This is a genomic window from Marinobacter sp. S6332 (assembly GCF_023016045.1).
Taxonomy (GTDB): Bacteria; Pseudomonadota; Gammaproteobacteria; order Pseudomonadales; family Oleiphilaceae; genus Marinobacter.
The window spans coordinates 1-14409 of record NZ_JALKAP010000013.1; the positions used below are offsets into that span (position 1 = coordinate 1).

The following is a 14409-nucleotide window of genomic DNA, read 5'->3' on the forward strand; positions in this document are numbered from 1 at the left end:
GTCCGTCCGCTGTGCGTGGCCAGCATTGGTACCTGTACCTGATTATGGACATATACAGTCGCAAGATCGTTGCTTGGGAAATCCATGAAATGGAATCCGGTGAACTAGCCAGGAAACTGGTCGAGCGTGCATTGCTGCGCGAGAGCTGCTGGCACAACCCGCCGGTGTTGCATGCCGATAATGGAGCGCCAATGACGTCTTATACGCTCAAGGCCCGGCTGGCCGATCTGGGCATGCTGATGTCGCACAGTCGTCCGAGAGTGAGCAACGATAATCCATACTCGGAATCGTTGTTCCGCACGGTCAAATACTGCCCGGAGTGGCCCTCAAAAGGCTTTAAATCGCTCACGGCTGTGCGTGAATGGATGCTGGCGTTCGAGTGCGCCTACAACGAAAGACATCTGCACAGTGGTATCAACTTCGTAACACCGGCAGATCGGCATCGTGGCGTTGATCACCAGCGCCTGGCGCATCGGAAAATGGTTTATGAAAGAGCAAAGCGCAGGAATCCACAGCGCTGGTCTGGCAATACCCGGAACTGGGAAGTCACCGGTCCGGTATCGCTCAATCCTGGCAAATTGCAGGAGGTTGAGCTTAATAGATTAGCTGCTTAGGTGCAGCTATTTGGACAACTGGGTTGAAAATCGCCGCTTCCATTGGAGGCCCTAGTCGGGTGAATCTAAAATTTCGAGGAATAGAATATGAGTTTAAGGCTTATCGGTACCATTGGGACATTTCTTTTGGTTTTTCTGGGGCTAATGTACAAAGTTGGCGACTTTAACACTGAAGAGTTCTTTGTTTTTCTTGGATTGGCGTCGATCGCGGGCTTAATCGCTTGGTTTAAGCTTTTCAAGCCAGGCCCTCAACGGGAAAGCAACTAAGGGCAGGTACTCGGTCATAAGCCACTATGGCGGTTGGTGGAGACCCCCGGTCACACTAAAAAGCCAAGGCCCCGATTTCAGTAGTCATGGCGGCTTTTAGGATTTCTTCACACACCTGATTTTGGCTTTTGTGCTCGCCGTTAACGACCACATCGGCGTAGCGGGTATATAGTCCGTGGCGTTCGGTAAACAAGTCTTCCAGTGTCTGCTCTGGACGTTTGGATATGCCTCTTAGGCTGAAGTCGCCAATACGCTGTCGCACCGTTGTGAGAGAAATATCCAAGAATACGATGATGCTGTTTTGCTTAAGGTGCTGCATTGCGCGGTCGCTGTAAACGGCACTCCCGCCGGTAGCAATCACGTGGCCTGTTACGTTTAAATTGCACAAGACCTGTTCTTCAATACGGCGCAGAGCCTCATAACCCTCACCATCAACAATAGACTGTAAGGTTTGGCCTGAGTGGGATTGAATTAGCAAGTCTGTATCTACGAAGTCCAGGGCACCAGCTTTGGCTAGCAAAACACCCAAAGTGCTTTTGCCTGAACCTGGCATACCGATTAGTACAACATTGTTTCGCGGTGACGACATAGTTACAGCCTACTTATTCATCCGAAGGGCGTCGAAAGGTTTGTGATGATACAAAACCACACCTGCTCCGTAATGTTGAGGGTAATCGTAAAGAGAGGATAGCGCACGATGAGCCCCGCTGACGAGTCTCGGGTCATTGAAATGGCTTGGGAAGATCGAACCCCATTTGAAGCAATTTTCCGGCTTTATGGCATGTCGGAGACGGACGTAATACGGTTTATGCGACGGTCGCTCAAGCCCGGGAGTTTTAAGCTGTGGCGTGAGCGGGTATCGGGGCGTTCAACAAAACACCTGAAATTGAGAGATCCCAAGGTTGGGCGCAGTCATTGTTCAACACAGTACAAGCACCGATCTCGTTAAATCACCTTACTTTTATAATTATTCGTAGTATCAACTACACCATGGCTTGAAAATGTGTCAGGCTCATCGCAAAATTTTTGCGGACACGGAAGTATGGCCAGATCATCCAAGTATAAAAAAACGCCCCTTTGGCACCCACGTTTGTGGCCATCATGGGTAATTGTATTTTTACTATATCTCCTTTCTTTTTTACCCATGTCATCCAAGCAGCGGCTAGGTGCTCGATTAGGTCGTTTTTTGAGTCGCAAGCTCAAATCCCGTGCGCGAGTGGCTGATCGAAACCTCGAACTCTGCTTTCCTGAGCTAGATAAAGAAGCACGCAAAAAGCTTGTGCAAGACAACTTTATTGCCTGCACCCGCGGGTTTCTGGAAAGCGCTCATGCATGGTGGCGTGATATATCGCCCTATTGTGAGGTGGCCGAGGTGCAGGGGTTGGAGCATCTTCGAGAAGCTCAAAGCATAGGTAAAGGTGTGCTTTTGATAGGCGGCCACTACAGTATTTTTGACTTTGCGTTACCGCTGGTTGCCTGCCACTTGAAAAAACCCGGATATGTTTATCGGCCTAATAACAATCCGGTTATTGACCGAATGATTGAAAACGGCCGCCGCCGCCACTTTGGTATCCGGCCGTTTACTAAGCGCGAATTACGGCCAATGGTGACTTTTTTGAAGAAAGGGGGCGAAGTTTGGTTTGCCTGTGATCAGGATTTCGGTGGTAAAACGGAACTGTTTGTGCCGTTTTTTGGTGTGGAAGCAGGCTGTATTACCTCTTCAAGTTACATTGCTAAAGTCTCCGGCGCATCGGTTATTTGTGTGAGCCATCTACGGATGCCAGATGGCGGCTACCGTGTTGTTTTCTCTCCGATACAGGCTGGTTTTGGGGCTGATAAAGTTAAGGATACCGAGGTTTGGAATCGGTATATTGAAGACTCAATTCGCGAACAGCCTGATCAGTATTTGTGGTTGCACAAGCGGTTCAAATCCCGCCCCGAAGGAGGGTGTAAAGTCTACTGAGCAGGTGGGCTTCCTTGTGCGGAAAAGCGTGAAGAGCTAACTAAGCAACCCTGGCAAGCGGGTTTCAGTCGCCATTGATGACCTCATGCTGGAAGCGGCCGAGCACCGACATAATGATTAACGCCATTAAGGTCACCATGCCTGCTAGGGCAAAGATTCCCAGACCACAGGCCACGCCAATGGCGCCTGCCATCCAGATCGATGCCCCCGTGGTTATACCCTGAACGCTGCCACGGCTTTGTATAATGCTGCCAGCCCCGAGAAATCCGATCCCGCCGATAACCCCTTCTACAATACGAGTTGGATCAATGCTCGCTGAGGGATCGCCTTCTGCTGTAGCAAACAGAATGTGCATGCCCATGATGATAAAAGCAGAAGCCCCGAGCGATACAAGCATGTGAGAGCGCAAGCCCGCTGCCTTGCCTCTAAACTCTCTCTCCAGCCCTAAAACAAGGGCTAGGCCAGCTGCCGCAAGAAGCCGGATGAACATATCCAGCACAGGGATTTCTGTATCGAACATGGCGTACCTCTCGCTTATTTGCCCAACAGCTCACCCACGGGGCGCAGGTTTACAATGTGGTCGCATAAAGACTTTATAATCATGAGGATAGGCGTGGCTATGATTAGCCCTATCGGCCCCCAGAGCCAGCCCCAAAAAAGCAGGCCGATAAAGATCGCTACGGCGTTCAGGCTGGATATCTGGCTGGTAAGCCAAGGCGTCAAGAGATAGCCCTGAACACTGGTGATGGCCAATGAGGTGCCAGCTACGATAATGGTCATATCCATTTCACCAAACTGGAGAAATGCTGCAATGCCGGTACCGACCAACACCAAAAACGGGCCGAGGTAGGGTATCGCACTGGCGATACCGGCAACCACGCCCCAAAGCATCGCCTGCTCCACGCCGAGGGCTAGAAATGCAATCCAGGTAACCAGCCCCACGAACAGGGCACCAAGCAGCATTACAAAAAGAAACCGCCGCACCTGGCGGTGAAAGTCGACCATAATCCGGGCAGCTTTACGCATGCGCCCGAACGATGGGCCTGAAAGCTTTACAATCTTGCGTTTATACAGCGACCCTACTGCCAGTATGAAATACACCAGAAGTAACACGGAAAAAAACTGCGAGATAAGTACCAGTGCCGCCGGCGAGCCTTTCAACACGTATTGCTGAATATCCATCGGTTTATCTACTATGCGCACCGGCGTCACGCCTTCATGTGCTGGGTGCTTGTCACTTTGCCCCTTAGCTGCGGATTCCTCGATTTTTTTAGCGGCCACCTGAGCTTTTTCCATCAGTCCCTGCTCTTGGTCCGGAGCTTTAGCTTCATTGCGCTGAAATTCATTGATCGCGACAGGGATCTTGTCCAGCATAGCCATGGCTTCACGTTGTAGGGGGATGCTGGTTGCGGCTATCGCTCCAAGCAGTGTGATCATGACGACGGCAGCGCTTAGGGCTCTGGGGAGCCTCAGCCGGTCAAGTGCTGAGACTAGTGGATCGAGGGCGTAGCTGATTAAAACTGCGACCATTAGCGGAAGGAGCACCGCCTGAGCCCAATTGATAAAATAGATGGTGGCTATGCTGGCGAGGATAACCATCGACGTGCTGCGAACACTTACGGCTTCAATCAGCGCTTGTTCGGGGTTGCGGTTGTTAGCGGCATTATTTGGGCCGAGCTCACTTTGTTCGTTGCTTGCCATGGTTTCCACTGTGGTAGTTATCAGGTCTATATCCCGTCAATTGTAGACCGCTCTGGCGGTGCGCGAGCAAAAACAACAGAGTTGTAATGACGCGCCAACTTTTATTACGAGGTGCCGGGCTCTACTCAAGTGCTTTTCTTTTGCGTCGCGGCAACACCCGCTCCTATAATCCCTCACTACCGTGATGTGCTCGGCATCTATCCCCGAGCTTTGCCATGCCAATAAAAAAGGAAAACAACATGTTGAAAACCCGCTCTTTAATCGCTGTTGCTGCGGCGACTTTGTTGCTCAGCTCCGCTGCGAACGCCCAATACAAAGATGAATACACAGTTTCTACGGTTTTGCCGTCTGCATTTCCTTGGGGACAGGCTGCCGATAAATGGGTTGAGTTAGTGAAGGAACGCTCAGAAGGGCGCATCAACATGAAAATCTACAGCAACTCCCAGCTGGTTTCCGGAGACCAAACCAAAGAGTTTTCTGCCATGCGCTCCGGGTTGATTGATATGGCCGTAGGTTCGACCATCAACTGGTCGCCTCAGGTGCCTGAGTTGAACCTGTTCTCCTTGCCGTTCCTGATGCCGGATAACGCTGCGATTGATGCCATTACTCAAGGTGATGCTGGCAAGGCAGTGTTCAAAGCGATTGAAAAGCGCGGTGTAACGCCGTTGGCTTGGGGTGAAAATGGCTTTCGTGAGCTGTCCAACTCCAAGTTGGCTATCAGCGAGCCAGCGGATCTTGAGGGCTTGAAAATTCGAGTTGTAGGCTCGCCTTTGTTTCAGGACACCTTCTCCGAGTTGGGCGCTAACCCCACGCAAATGAGCTGGGCAGACGCTAAGCCGGCACTGACCACCGGAGCGGTTGATGGTCAGGAAAATCCGCTTTCGGTTTTTGACGTAGCGCGTATTGATCAGGTTGGACAGGAACACCTCACACTTTGGCACTACATGGCCGACCCGCTGGTATTTGCGGTAAGCAACCGTGTTTGGGGCCAGTTCAATGCGGAAGATCAGGCGCTGCTGAAACAGGCGGCAATCGACGCTGGCAAATGGGAAATTGAAAAATCCCGTGCCGAGCTTGCAGACACGCTTCAGGCCATCAAAGATCGTGGAGTAACCGTAACGGAGTTGACTCAGGCACAGCACGATGCGTTCGTGAAGGCGACTCGTCCGGTTTATGAAAAGTGGACACCGCGCATTGGTGAAGACCTGGTGAAACAGGCCCAGTCTGCTGTCGCTAACCGTAAGCAGTAATGTCCTCACGACCCCCGAAGTTCCGGCCGGAAGCCTGGTTGGCATCGTTGGCGCTGATCGCAATCTGTGTGATCAGCTTGGGCAACGTGATTGTCCGCTACACCACCGATGCCTCCTTTGCGTTCACTGAAGAGTTCTCGGTGTTTCTACTGGTAATGCTTACGTTTGCTGGGGCCGCTGTGGCTGCTCGCAATAATCAGCACATCCGAATTGAGCTGATTGAGCATTACCTGCCACCCGCTGCGTTGAAGGTATTGTTTGTGGTGCAGTGGCTGGTGGGCGTGTCGGTTATGGGGGTCACGACTTGGTATGGCGCTATTTTTGCGATGCAAGAATACGACTGGGAGTCCTTATCGCCCGGGTTGGGGTTGCCCAACTGGATATATGTAATCTGGTTGCCGCTGATGTCAGCTGCCATTATTTTCCGGATGACCCAGAACTTCATCGACCGCATGCGGGGCAAGAAAGACGCGGAGGTCATCCATGAATCCTGATCTGTTGATGATCGGTAGCTTTTTGGTGGCATTACTGCTGGGTGTTCCCGTCGCCATCGCGCTGGGGTTTGGTGGGTTGGTGGGAATCGTCGCTGGCTTGTCACCCGACATGCTCGCGACGTTTGGCACCAACACCTACAACAGTGTGTCTAAGTACCCGCTGATTGCGATACCTCTGTTCATCCTCACCGGGCTTATTTTTGAGCGGGCAGGTGTGGCGGCCAGTTTGGTGCGCTTTGCTCAGGCCATTATCGGCCCTCGTCATGGCAGCCTAACGGTTGTTGCAGTTCTCGTGTGCCTTATCATGGGCGGAATGAGCGGTTCAGGGCCTGCAGATGCGGCAGCCGTAGCTATGGTGATGCTGCCCAGTATGCGCAAGGCGGGCTACCCGCAGCCATTTTCTGCCGCGCTGATTGCGGCTTCATCCTCCACTGCCATACTGATTCCCCCATCCATTGCATTGATTCTCTATTCTATTGTGGTGCCGGGTGTGGATTTACGGGCGCTGTTTGCTGCAGGCTTGTTTCCGGGCATTCTGGCCGGGTTGTCGCTGCTGGTACCGGCGCTGTACCTCGCCCGCAAGTTTGGTTGGGAGAACCCCGAAACCTCGGAGCGCCCGCCTTTCTGGCCCAGTTTCAAGGCGGCGTTGCCCGCGTTGTTTGCACCGGTCATCATTCTAGGCGGTTTGCGCTCCGGGCTATTTACCCCCACCGAAGCCGCAGTGGTCGCCGTGGCTTACGGTGTACTTGTAGGCTGCGTGGTATACCGAAACCTGAGCTTACGCAGCTTGTTTGATCTGATGACCGACGCGGCGGTCACATCCGGTGTGGTTATGTTGATCATTGCGCTGGCGGGTATTTTCGCCTGGGCGGGAACAACGCTGGGTACCTTCCAACATCTGGCGGATGGACTGCTGTCTCTCTCAGAAAACGGTTGGGTGTTATTGGGCTTGGTGATGGTGCTGGTGTTGATTGCTGGCATGCTACTGGATGCGGTGTCGATTTACCTGATACTCATCCCTATTGTATTACCGTTGATGAACCATTTTGGCTGGAACCCTGTGTGGTTCGGTATTTTGCTGGCAATGAACATCGCCATTGGGCAATTCACACCACCCGTAGCGGTTAACCTGATGGTTACAACACGTATTGCGAATATTCGCCTGGAACATACCATTGGCTGGGCGTTGGTCTTTATTGCCGCTATGAGCGTCAGCTTGCTTTTGGTGATGCTGATGCCCGGAATTGCCCTCTGGCTTCCGGAGCAGCTTGGTTATGTTGTTGGGCCTTGGTAGAAGCGCAATAACAAGGTAATGATAGGGAATAGGTAAGCCCTATTGCTATCTTAAATATAATCAATTTTACTAAAGCTGCCCCTTTGCTTAATATTGCGATCGTAGATTCATTAACACGCAAACGAACCAACAGGAGTCATACTCATGGGCGTGATCAACAGCGAAATCAAACCATTTAACGCAACCGCCTTCAAACAGGGCGAGTTTGTAGAAATTTCCGAAGCCGATGTTAAAGGCAAGTGGGCGATCTTTTTCTTCTACCCAGCAGACTTCACCTTTGTTTGCCCAACAGAATTGGGCGACGTAGCAGACAACTACGAAGAGCTGCAGAAGATGGGTGTTGAAGTATTTTCCGTGTCTACCGACACGCACTTTACCCACAAAGCATGGCACGATAGCTCCGAGACCATTGGTAAGATCAACTACTTCATGGTTGGCGACCAGAATGGCAGCATCACCAACAACTTTGGTGTGATGCGCGAAGGTCAAGGCCTTGCAGACCGCGCTACCTTCCTGATCGATCCTGATGGAATCATTCAGGCAATGGAAATCACTGCAGAAGGTATTGGCCGTGATGCAGACGATCTGATGCGCAAAGTGAAAGCTGCCCAGTACGTGCGCAACCACCCAGGTGAAGTGTGCCCGGCTAAGTGGAAAGAAGGCGAAGCGACATTGGCTCCGTCTCTAGATCTTGTTGGCAAGATCTAAGCTTTTTACAAAACGGAAAGCAGGTAGTGCAGGCTCGCTAAGAGCTTGCTACTAAAACAAAACCCCGGAGTTCCCGGGGTTTTGTGTGTTTGCGGCTAACGAATACGGTTAGGGCTCGACCGTATCGACACCGTACTGGGATCCGCGAGCCTTCAGTCGATAGAATTCTTCAACCACGCCCGCCATGGCCTCTGGGCAATAGGGTCGGAGTCCGCCCAGAACAAGGCGTTTGGATACTTCACCCACAGCTTGGCCATTGGAGTTGAGCCGGTACTCAAGGGTGACATTACCGCGTTTGCCACTGTCTTCCAGCTCAGCCTTGTGAAGTTCCAGCTCAGGTGATGATGCATCCAGATTATCCAGAGTCAGGCTCATGCTCTCGTACATCACCATGGGCCGATCGGGATTGAACATCACGCCCTTTGATTCCATCAGTGGTATCAAGGTGTGCGGGAAGTTCTTGCCAGAAGCCGCTACATAACAACGGGTAAACTCTTCAATCACTGTTTCATCCCGGGTTATGTCGCCACTGCGTGTGACTTCCAGGTACACCTTGTCGTTCTGGTCGCAAACTTGAATGGACTCTTCACCGTTTTCGCGGAACTCCAAAGGAACCCCGTCTCCAAGCAGGGCGCGGAACTGGAAGGTCATCTGCCGGGAAAGGCCGAAGCGAGAAACCACTACGGCAAAAAGTAGGTCCCCGGGAACACAGAAGCGGCGGGCATCGGGATCGTGAATCGGGTTGAAATCTCCGGCTACTTCCTTGGCAAATTGGCTGGCCTGAGGGGCGGAAATATATACGCGTCCGTCTTGAATCGAATAAAAACGGTCTAGAAACATTTGCTACCTATCCTGAATGCAAAAGGGTGACGACACTGCGTCTTGCAACATGGTACCGAGGTCTGGCGTGTATGGGTATGCGCTATTTGTACATTCACAGGATCAGGTGCTTTTTTGAATGCGTTTTTAATGTTGTTATTGTCATGCAATCAATAGCATTCGGCTATCAATTCGTTTGCATCAATTAATTTGAGCATTTAGTTGCGAGTGCGTATCTTTAAATCATATCCCAAACAAAGATCGTTTGAGGTGTGAATTCAATCACTCAAGCGATCGCTTTAAGAATCGACAAAGGAGAATCCGTACATGTTGGATGCCAATATTAAGCAGCAACTGAAAGCCTACATGGAAAAACTGCAGCAGCCGATTGAGTTAGTGGCAGCCTACGACGATGGCGCTAAGTCTCAAGAGTTGCGAGAGCTTCTCGAAGAAATCGAGCCAATGTCTGAGAAGATCAGCTTGCGCACAGAAGAGTCGAATGATGTGCGCCGTCCTTCCTTCGCGATAAACCGCGTGGGCAGCGACATGGGTGTTCGCTTTGCGGGCATTCCCATGGGCCACGAGTTTACTTCACTGGTTTTGGCCTTGTTGCAGGTGGGAGGTCATCCATCCAAGGCGTCTCAGGATGTCATTGAGCAGATTCAGCAGTTGGATGGTGAGTTCGAGTTCGAAACCTACTTTTCGCTGTCGTGTCAGAACTGTCCGGATGTGGTGCAGGCTCTGAACCTGATGAGCGTACTGAACCCGAATATTCGCCACACGTCTATTGACGGTGCCTTGTTTCAGGACGAAGTGGAAAAGCGCGAGGTTATGTCTGTGCCCAGTGTTTACCTGAATGGTGAGCCTTGGGGTCAAGGACGTATGACTCTGGAAGAGATTGCGTCCAAGCTGGATACCAAATCTGACGAGAAGGAAGCCGAGAAGATTAACCAGAAAGACACCTTTGAAGTGCTGGTGATTGGTGGTGGCCCGGCTGGCGCAGCCGCCTCTATTTATGCCGCTCGTAAGGGTATTTCGACAGGCATTGCCGCAGAGCGTTTTGGTGGTCAGGTTGCGGACACCATGAGTATCGAGAACCTGATTTCTGTGCCTTACACCGAAGGCCCGAAGCTGGTGGCGGCCATGGAGCAGCACGTTAAAGAGTACGACGTGGATATCATGAACATGCAGTTGGCCGAGAAGCTGATTCCGGCGTCGAAGCCCGGCATGCCCCATGAGATACGTCTTGCTAATGGCGCGTCACTCAAAGCACGCACCCTCGTACTCTCTACCGGTGCTCGCTGGCGCCCGCTGGGTGTTCCCGGTGAGGCGGAATACCGCAACAAAGGCGTTGCCTACTGTCCGCACTGTGACGGCCCATTGTTTAAGGGCAAGCATGTTGCTGTGATAGGTGGTGGTAACTCCGGTGTGGAAGCGGCGATTGATCTTGCCGGTATTGTGCGCCATGTAACGCTGATTGAGTTTGGCGCTGAAATGCGCGCAGACGACGTGTTGCAGAAAAAACTGCGCAGCCTGAATAATGTGGACATTATTACCTCTGGCCAGACTACCGAAGTGGTTGGTGAGAATGGCAGGGTGAGTGGCCTGAAATATACAGATCGCAACACGGGTGAAAATCATCACGTGGAACTGGAAGGTGTATTCGTGCAGATTGGTTTAGTGCCGAACACCGAATGGCTGAAAGGTGATATTGAACTGAGCCAGCATGGTGAAATCATCATCAACGACCGCAACGAAACCTCTATTCCGGGTGTGTTTGCGGCTGGCGACGCTACCACAGTGCCGTTCAAACAGATTGTGATCTCTATGGGCGAAGGCTCGAAAGCTGCACTGAGTGCGTTTGATTTCTTGATTCGCAATTCTGTGGAATAAAAATGGAATAGAGGAAGCTGGCAAAACAAACATGAGCCGGGGCGAACGCTCCGGCAGTGTTTTGGGCATGCTGGGAAGCACTGAAAACGGCATTCGTCACGCAGGCGAGTGCCGTTTTGCGCTTCAGCTCCCGGAAATATCCTGTACCAGACTGCCTTCGATCGCGTCTGGCGCTTTTCCATCCGGAAACAGGTGCCCGTAAGCGGCTTTTATTCCAGATAAAATGAAATCATGGGGAACGTCGTCGAAAACACCATGATCGTTCACATACTCCATGTGTGCTTTGCCGGATTCTGTGTATTCCTGAAACACCGAGTCGTTCACCCCGTCAAACTCCAGCGGTTCTACCTTCATCAACTCACAAAGCTGTTTGTTGAACGCAGGGGTAGCCTTTACCCAGTGGCCGTTTAGGTACAGTTCGATAAACCCGTGCATACGAAAAATATCTGAGCGCAGCCACTCAATAAGCTTGGGGCTTGATAGATGATTACGCACATCAGCGAGGCCCAAGCGGCTGGGAATGCCGATAGCCCTTGCTGCGGCGCCGAGCAATACTGCCTTAGGAATGCAGTAGCTTTCACCGGTTTTTAGTGCGTAGCTGGCGCTGAAGGTTTTGGGTTCGGGGCGGAAAACGTAGGGGTTGTAGCTCACGCTGTCCCGAACTGCTAAATAGAGGGCTTTAGCCTGCTCTACCTCGTCATCCGGTACGCCTTCCAATTGGCTGGCAATCCAGTCTTTCAGTTCGGGCTGGTTGTAGTCGAAATACTCTGTGGGCTGGAGGTAGCGTTCCATTTTTGTTGTCTATCCAGTTAGGGGGGAACAGACCCCTGATCATCTCTGATTAGCTTGCTACACGCAATACCGATAACGATCATTGAAAGAGCCTGAATGAATCATCCTTGCGCCCTCGGTGACGGGCTAGGTATTGCGCTTATTCGCAGCGCCTGAGCTCATACGCACACATGTTGACTGCAGAGGCCAGATTCAGGGATTCAATTTTGCCATTGCCTGAAATGGTGTAGGGTTTTGCAGATATCTGGGTCAGGGCTTCCTGCGGCACGCCTCGGGCCTCGTTGCCGAACAGATAGCAATCGTGCTGTTGGAACGACTCGGCGGTCAGCCTGTCGCCGTTTAGATCGAGGCAGGCAATAGACGTGTAGCGGCTGTTTAAGCCAGCAAGAGGTACTTCGGTTTCAATCGGTACGTGGAAGATAGCGCCCATGCTAGCGCGCACCACTTTCGGATTGTAAGGGTCAACACTACCGGGGCTCAGCAGGCAACGAAAGCCGCCAAACCATGCCAGTGTGCGCAAAATAGTCCCGAGGTTTCCCGGGTCTTGAACTTCGTGCAGGTAAACGGCTTTTTCGCCGGGCTCTGGCGCCTGTACGCTCTCGCTGTTTGGCATGGGCACTACGGCGAGAATGCCCTGAGGCGTGCGGGTGTCGGCGAGCTGGGACATCTGGCGCTCGCTCACTTGATGGGTTTTGAACGGGCTGGCCCATTGTTCATACCCGCCTGTTACATACAACTCGGATGAGCTCAGTTCAGGTTTGTGAATAGCCGCTTTCTGTAGTTCCAAAACCAGATGTTCGCCTTCAACCAAATAATGGCTCAGCGACTGCCGGTATTTTTTTTGATGTAGCTTTTTGATGTCGTCCAGCTTCACAAATGAGCTCCGCTGTTATTTTCCAGATCTTCCAGCATGGCTAGAGCCAGCGCCTCAGCAACTTTTATACCGTCCACGCCAGCAGAAAGAATGCCGCCAGCATAGCCCGCACCTTCACCGGCTGGGTACAGGCCACGTGTGTTTAGGCTTTGCAGGCTGGTGCGATCTCTGGTGATGCGCACGGGCGAAGATGTTCGAGTTTCAATGCCGGTCAAAATGGCGTCTTTCCGGTCAAAACCCCGGATCTGCTTGCCGAAAGCCGGTAGGGCTTCACGGATGGCTTCGATGGCGTAAGGCGGCAGTGAGGGCGCTAAATCCCCTAACTTGATACCGGGCTTGTAGGAGGGCTCCACTTCGCCCAATTCAGTAGACGCTTTGCGTTTGATGAAGTCCCCCACCAGCTGGGCAGGAGCGCAATAATCACTACCGCCGAGTGTGTACGCTCGGGATTCCAGCGCCTCTTGAAATTCCACTCCGGCCAGAGGGCCGCCGGGGAAGTCTTCTTCTGGGTGAATGGCTACGACAATACCGGCATTGGCGTTGCGTTCGTTGCGGGAGTATTGGCTCATGCCGTTGGTGACAACTCGTTCAGGCTCAGAGGTTGCAGCCACCACCGTGCCGCCCGGGCACATACAGAAACTGTAGACTGCCCGACCGTTGCTGGCGTGATACACCAGCTTGTAGTCTGCAGCGCCTAAGGCCGGATGACCGGCGTATTTGCCTAAACGCGCATTGTCGATCAGAGATTGCGGGTGCTCGATGCGAAAGCCGATGGCAAAGGGCTTGGCTTCAATAAATACGTCGTTCCGTTGGAGCATGCGGAAGGTGTCGCGCGCGCTGTGCCCAAGCGCCAGAACCACATATCGGCTGTCTAATCGCTCGCCGGAGGCCAGTTCGACCCCGGCAACACGGCCATCGCGAACGCTCAGATTGGTGACTTTGCTTTCAAACCGGATTTCGCCCCCAAGGCGGATGATCTCTTCACGCATGGTAGCCACCACGCCAGTAAGCCGGAAGGTGCCTATGTGGGGCTTGCTTACGTACAGAATTTCATCGGGTGCTCCGGCCCGGATAAACTCATGCATTACCTTGCGGCCATAGAACTTCGGGTCTTTTATCTGGCTGTACAGCTTGCCGTCGGAGAATAGGCCCGCGCCGCCTTCGCCGAACTGTACGTTCGATTCTGGAGATAGCTGCTTTTTCCGCCACAGGGCCCAGGTGTCTTTGGTGCGGCGGCGTACGTCTGTGCCGCGCTCCAGCACAATGGGCCGGAATCCCATCTGGGCTAGAATCAGAGCGGCGAAAAGGCCGCAGGGGCCGAATCCGATCACAATCGGACGCTCGGTTAGGCCGGCGGGTGCCTTAGCAACTGGGTAATAGGCGGTATCGGGTGCTTGCCGGATGTGCTGGTCTTTTTCAAAACGGGCGAGAATGGCGTCTTCATTGCGCGCGTTTAGATCAACAATGTAAACGAACTTGATCTCAGTGTTTTTCTTACGGGCGTCGTAGCTGCGCTTGAATACGGTGAAATCCACCAGATCGGCGTCGTTGATGCCCAAGCGTTCGAGTATCGCGGCCCGGAGGGCGCTTTCGGGGTGATCCAGCGGCAGCGCCAGTTCGGTAAGGCGGATCATAATAGGTCCTGCGCGGTCTCTAGCCGCCAATGGCGGTTCAGATGCCGAGTATAAGAAATCGGAAAATAATGCGGCAATTGTACGTGCGGTTCGTGCGGTTGTCAGG

Annotated in this window: 15 protein-coding genes; 8 read left to right on the forward strand and 7 right to left on the reverse strand. The window is 52.5% G+C overall.

Annotated elements, in window-relative coordinates:
- Positions 1-614, forward strand: a 614-nt coding sequence (locus tag MWU62_RS16090; protein ID WP_247113765.1) for a DDE-type integrase/transposase/recombinase, incomplete at its 5' end; no start/stop codon positions are given.
- A 322-nt stretch (positions 615-936) separates the two neighbouring features.
- On the opposite strand, the gene MWU62_RS16095 is transcribed toward MWU62_RS16090, so the two are convergent.
- A complete protein-coding gene (locus MWU62_RS16095; protein WP_247115843.1) occupies positions 937-1470 on the reverse strand; it encodes a shikimate kinase in 534 nt (177 codons plus the stop codon).
- A 108-nt stretch (positions 1471-1578) separates the two neighbouring features.
- Between MWU62_RS16095 and MWU62_RS16100 the strand changes: the two genes are divergently transcribed.
- Positions 1579-1830, forward strand: coding sequence for a TIGR03643 family protein (locus MWU62_RS16100; protein WP_281494951.1), 252 nt, complete (start codon positions 1579-1581; stop codon positions 1828-1830).
- 93 nt (positions 1831-1923) lie between these two features.
- Positions 1924-2844 (forward strand): lipid A biosynthesis acyltransferase, encoded by a 921-nt coding sequence (locus MWU62_RS16105; RefSeq protein WP_247115844.1) that lies wholly within the window; start codon positions 1924-1926, stop codon positions 2842-2844.
- A 64-nt stretch (positions 2845-2908) separates the two neighbouring features.
- Here MWU62_RS16105 and MWU62_RS16110 read toward each other — a convergent pair whose 3' ends face one another.
- Positions 2909-3364: an MgtC/SapB family protein gene (locus MWU62_RS16110; protein ID WP_247115845.1), complete on the reverse strand. Its 456-nt coding sequence runs from the start codon at positions 3362-3364 to the stop codon at positions 2909-2911.
- Positions 3365-3378: 14 nt separating this feature from the next.
- Entirely contained in the window at positions 3379-4545 is a 1167-nt protein-coding gene (locus MWU62_RS16115; protein ID WP_247115846.1) for an AI-2E family transporter, read from the reverse strand.
- A gap of 239 nt (positions 4546-4784) precedes the next feature.
- On the opposite strand from MWU62_RS16115, the gene MWU62_RS16120 reads away from it, so the two are divergent.
- From MWU62_RS16120 to ahpC, 4 genes are all read left to right on the forward strand, one after another.
- Complete coding sequence (locus MWU62_RS16120) at positions 4785-5795, forward strand: DctP family TRAP transporter solute-binding subunit (protein ID WP_247115847.1); 1011 nt, start codon at positions 4785-4787, stop codon at positions 5793-5795.
- Positions 5795-6289: a TRAP transporter small permease gene (locus MWU62_RS16125; RefSeq protein ID WP_247115848.1), complete on the forward strand. Its 495-nt coding sequence runs from the start codon at positions 5795-5797 to the stop codon at positions 6287-6289. The genes MWU62_RS16120 and MWU62_RS16125 overlap by 1 nt, the downstream gene beginning before the upstream one ends.
- Positions 6279-7583 carry a TRAP transporter large permease gene (locus MWU62_RS16130; protein ID WP_247115849.1) on the forward strand — a complete coding sequence of 435 codons (1305 nt, stop codon included), beginning with the start codon at positions 6279-6281 and terminating at the stop codon, positions 7581-7583. Before MWU62_RS16125 ends, MWU62_RS16130 begins: the two co-directional genes overlap by 11 nt.
- A gap of 144 nt (positions 7584-7727) precedes the next feature.
- Positions 7728-8291, forward strand: a complete 564-nt coding sequence (gene ahpC, locus MWU62_RS16135; RefSeq protein ID WP_247115850.1) for an alkyl hydroperoxide reductase subunit C — start codon at positions 7728-7730, stop codon at positions 8289-8291.
- Between the two features lie 108 nt (positions 8292-8399).
- On the opposite strand, the gene MWU62_RS16140 is transcribed toward ahpC, so the two are convergent.
- The gene (locus MWU62_RS16140; RefSeq protein ID WP_247115851.1) at positions 8400-9131 is read right to left on the reverse strand and encodes a DUF3581 domain-containing protein; all 732 of its coding nucleotides are present in this window, start codon (positions 9129-9131) and stop codon (positions 8400-8402) included.
- 306 nt (positions 9132-9437) lie between these two features.
- Between MWU62_RS16140 and ahpF the strand changes: the two genes are divergently transcribed.
- The gene (gene ahpF, locus MWU62_RS16145; protein ID WP_247115852.1) at positions 9438-11003 is read left to right on the forward strand and encodes an alkyl hydroperoxide reductase subunit F; all 1566 of its coding nucleotides are present in this window, start codon (positions 9438-9440) and stop codon (positions 11001-11003) included.
- Between the two features lie 123 nt (positions 11004-11126).
- Here ahpF and MWU62_RS16150 read toward each other — a convergent pair whose 3' ends face one another.
- The 3 genes from MWU62_RS16150 to MWU62_RS16160 all read right to left on the reverse strand — a co-directional run bounded on the left by MWU62_RS16150 (position 11127) and on the right by MWU62_RS16160 (position 14303).
- On the reverse strand, positions 11127-11795 hold the full coding sequence (locus MWU62_RS16150) for a transglutaminase-like domain-containing protein (RefSeq protein ID WP_247115853.1): 669 nt from the start codon (positions 11793-11795) through the stop codon (positions 11127-11129).
- Positions 11796-11934: 139 nt separating this feature from the next.
- Positions 11935-12669, reverse strand: a complete 735-nt coding sequence (locus MWU62_RS16155) for an RNA methyltransferase (RefSeq protein ID WP_247115854.1) — start codon at positions 12667-12669, stop codon at positions 11935-11937.
- Positions 12666-14303, reverse strand: a complete 1638-nt coding sequence (locus MWU62_RS16160) for an NAD(P)/FAD-dependent oxidoreductase (RefSeq protein ID WP_247115855.1) — start codon at positions 14301-14303, stop codon at positions 12666-12668. Before MWU62_RS16160 ends, MWU62_RS16155 begins: the two co-directional genes overlap by 4 nt.
- Between the last annotated feature and the right edge of the window lie 106 nt (positions 14304-14409).

Excerpts from the sequence above, each read along its gene's own strand:
- MWU62_RS16095 (WP_247115843.1), bottom strand. The coding sequence starts at position 1,470 with ATGTCGTCACCGCGAAACAATGTTGTACTAATCGGTATGCCAGGTTCA.
- MWU62_RS16100 (WP_281494951.1), top strand. The coding sequence starts at position 1,579 with ATGAGCCCCGCTGACGAGTCTCGGGTCATTGAAATGGCTTGGGAAGAT.
- MWU62_RS16105 (WP_247115844.1), top strand. The coding sequence starts at position 1,924 with ATGGCCAGATCATCCAAGTATAAAAAAACGCCCCTTTGGCACCCACGT.
- MWU62_RS16110 (WP_247115845.1), bottom strand. The coding sequence starts at position 3,364 with ATGTTCGATACAGAAATCCCTGTGCTGGATATGTTCATCCGGCTTCTT.
- MWU62_RS16115 (WP_247115846.1), bottom strand. The coding sequence starts at position 4,545 with ATGGCAAGCAACGAACAAAGTGAGCTCGGCCCAAATAATGCCGCTAAC.
- MWU62_RS16120 (WP_247115847.1), top strand. The coding sequence starts at position 4,785 with ATGTTGAAAACCCGCTCTTTAATCGCTGTTGCTGCGGCGACTTTGTTG.
- MWU62_RS16125 (WP_247115848.1), top strand. The coding sequence starts at position 5,795 with ATGTCCTCACGACCCCCGAAGTTCCGGCCGGAAGCCTGGTTGGCATCG.
- MWU62_RS16130 (WP_247115849.1), top strand. The coding sequence starts at position 6,279 with ATGAATCCTGATCTGTTGATGATCGGTAGCTTTTTGGTGGCATTACTG.
- ahpC (WP_247115850.1), top strand. The coding sequence starts at position 7,728 with ATGGGCGTGATCAACAGCGAAATCAAACCATTTAACGCAACCGCCTTC.
- MWU62_RS16140 (WP_247115851.1), bottom strand. The coding sequence starts at position 9,131 with ATGTTTCTAGACCGTTTTTATTCGATTCAAGACGGACGCGTATATATT.
- ahpF (WP_247115852.1), top strand. The coding sequence starts at position 9,438 with ATGTTGGATGCCAATATTAAGCAGCAACTGAAAGCCTACATGGAAAAA.
- MWU62_RS16150 (WP_247115853.1), bottom strand. The coding sequence starts at position 11,795 with ATGGAACGCTACCTCCAGCCCACAGAGTATTTCGACTACAACCAGCCC.
- MWU62_RS16160 (WP_247115855.1), bottom strand. The coding sequence starts at position 14,303 with ATGATCCGCCTTACCGAACTGGCGCTGCCGCTGGATCACCCCGAAAGC.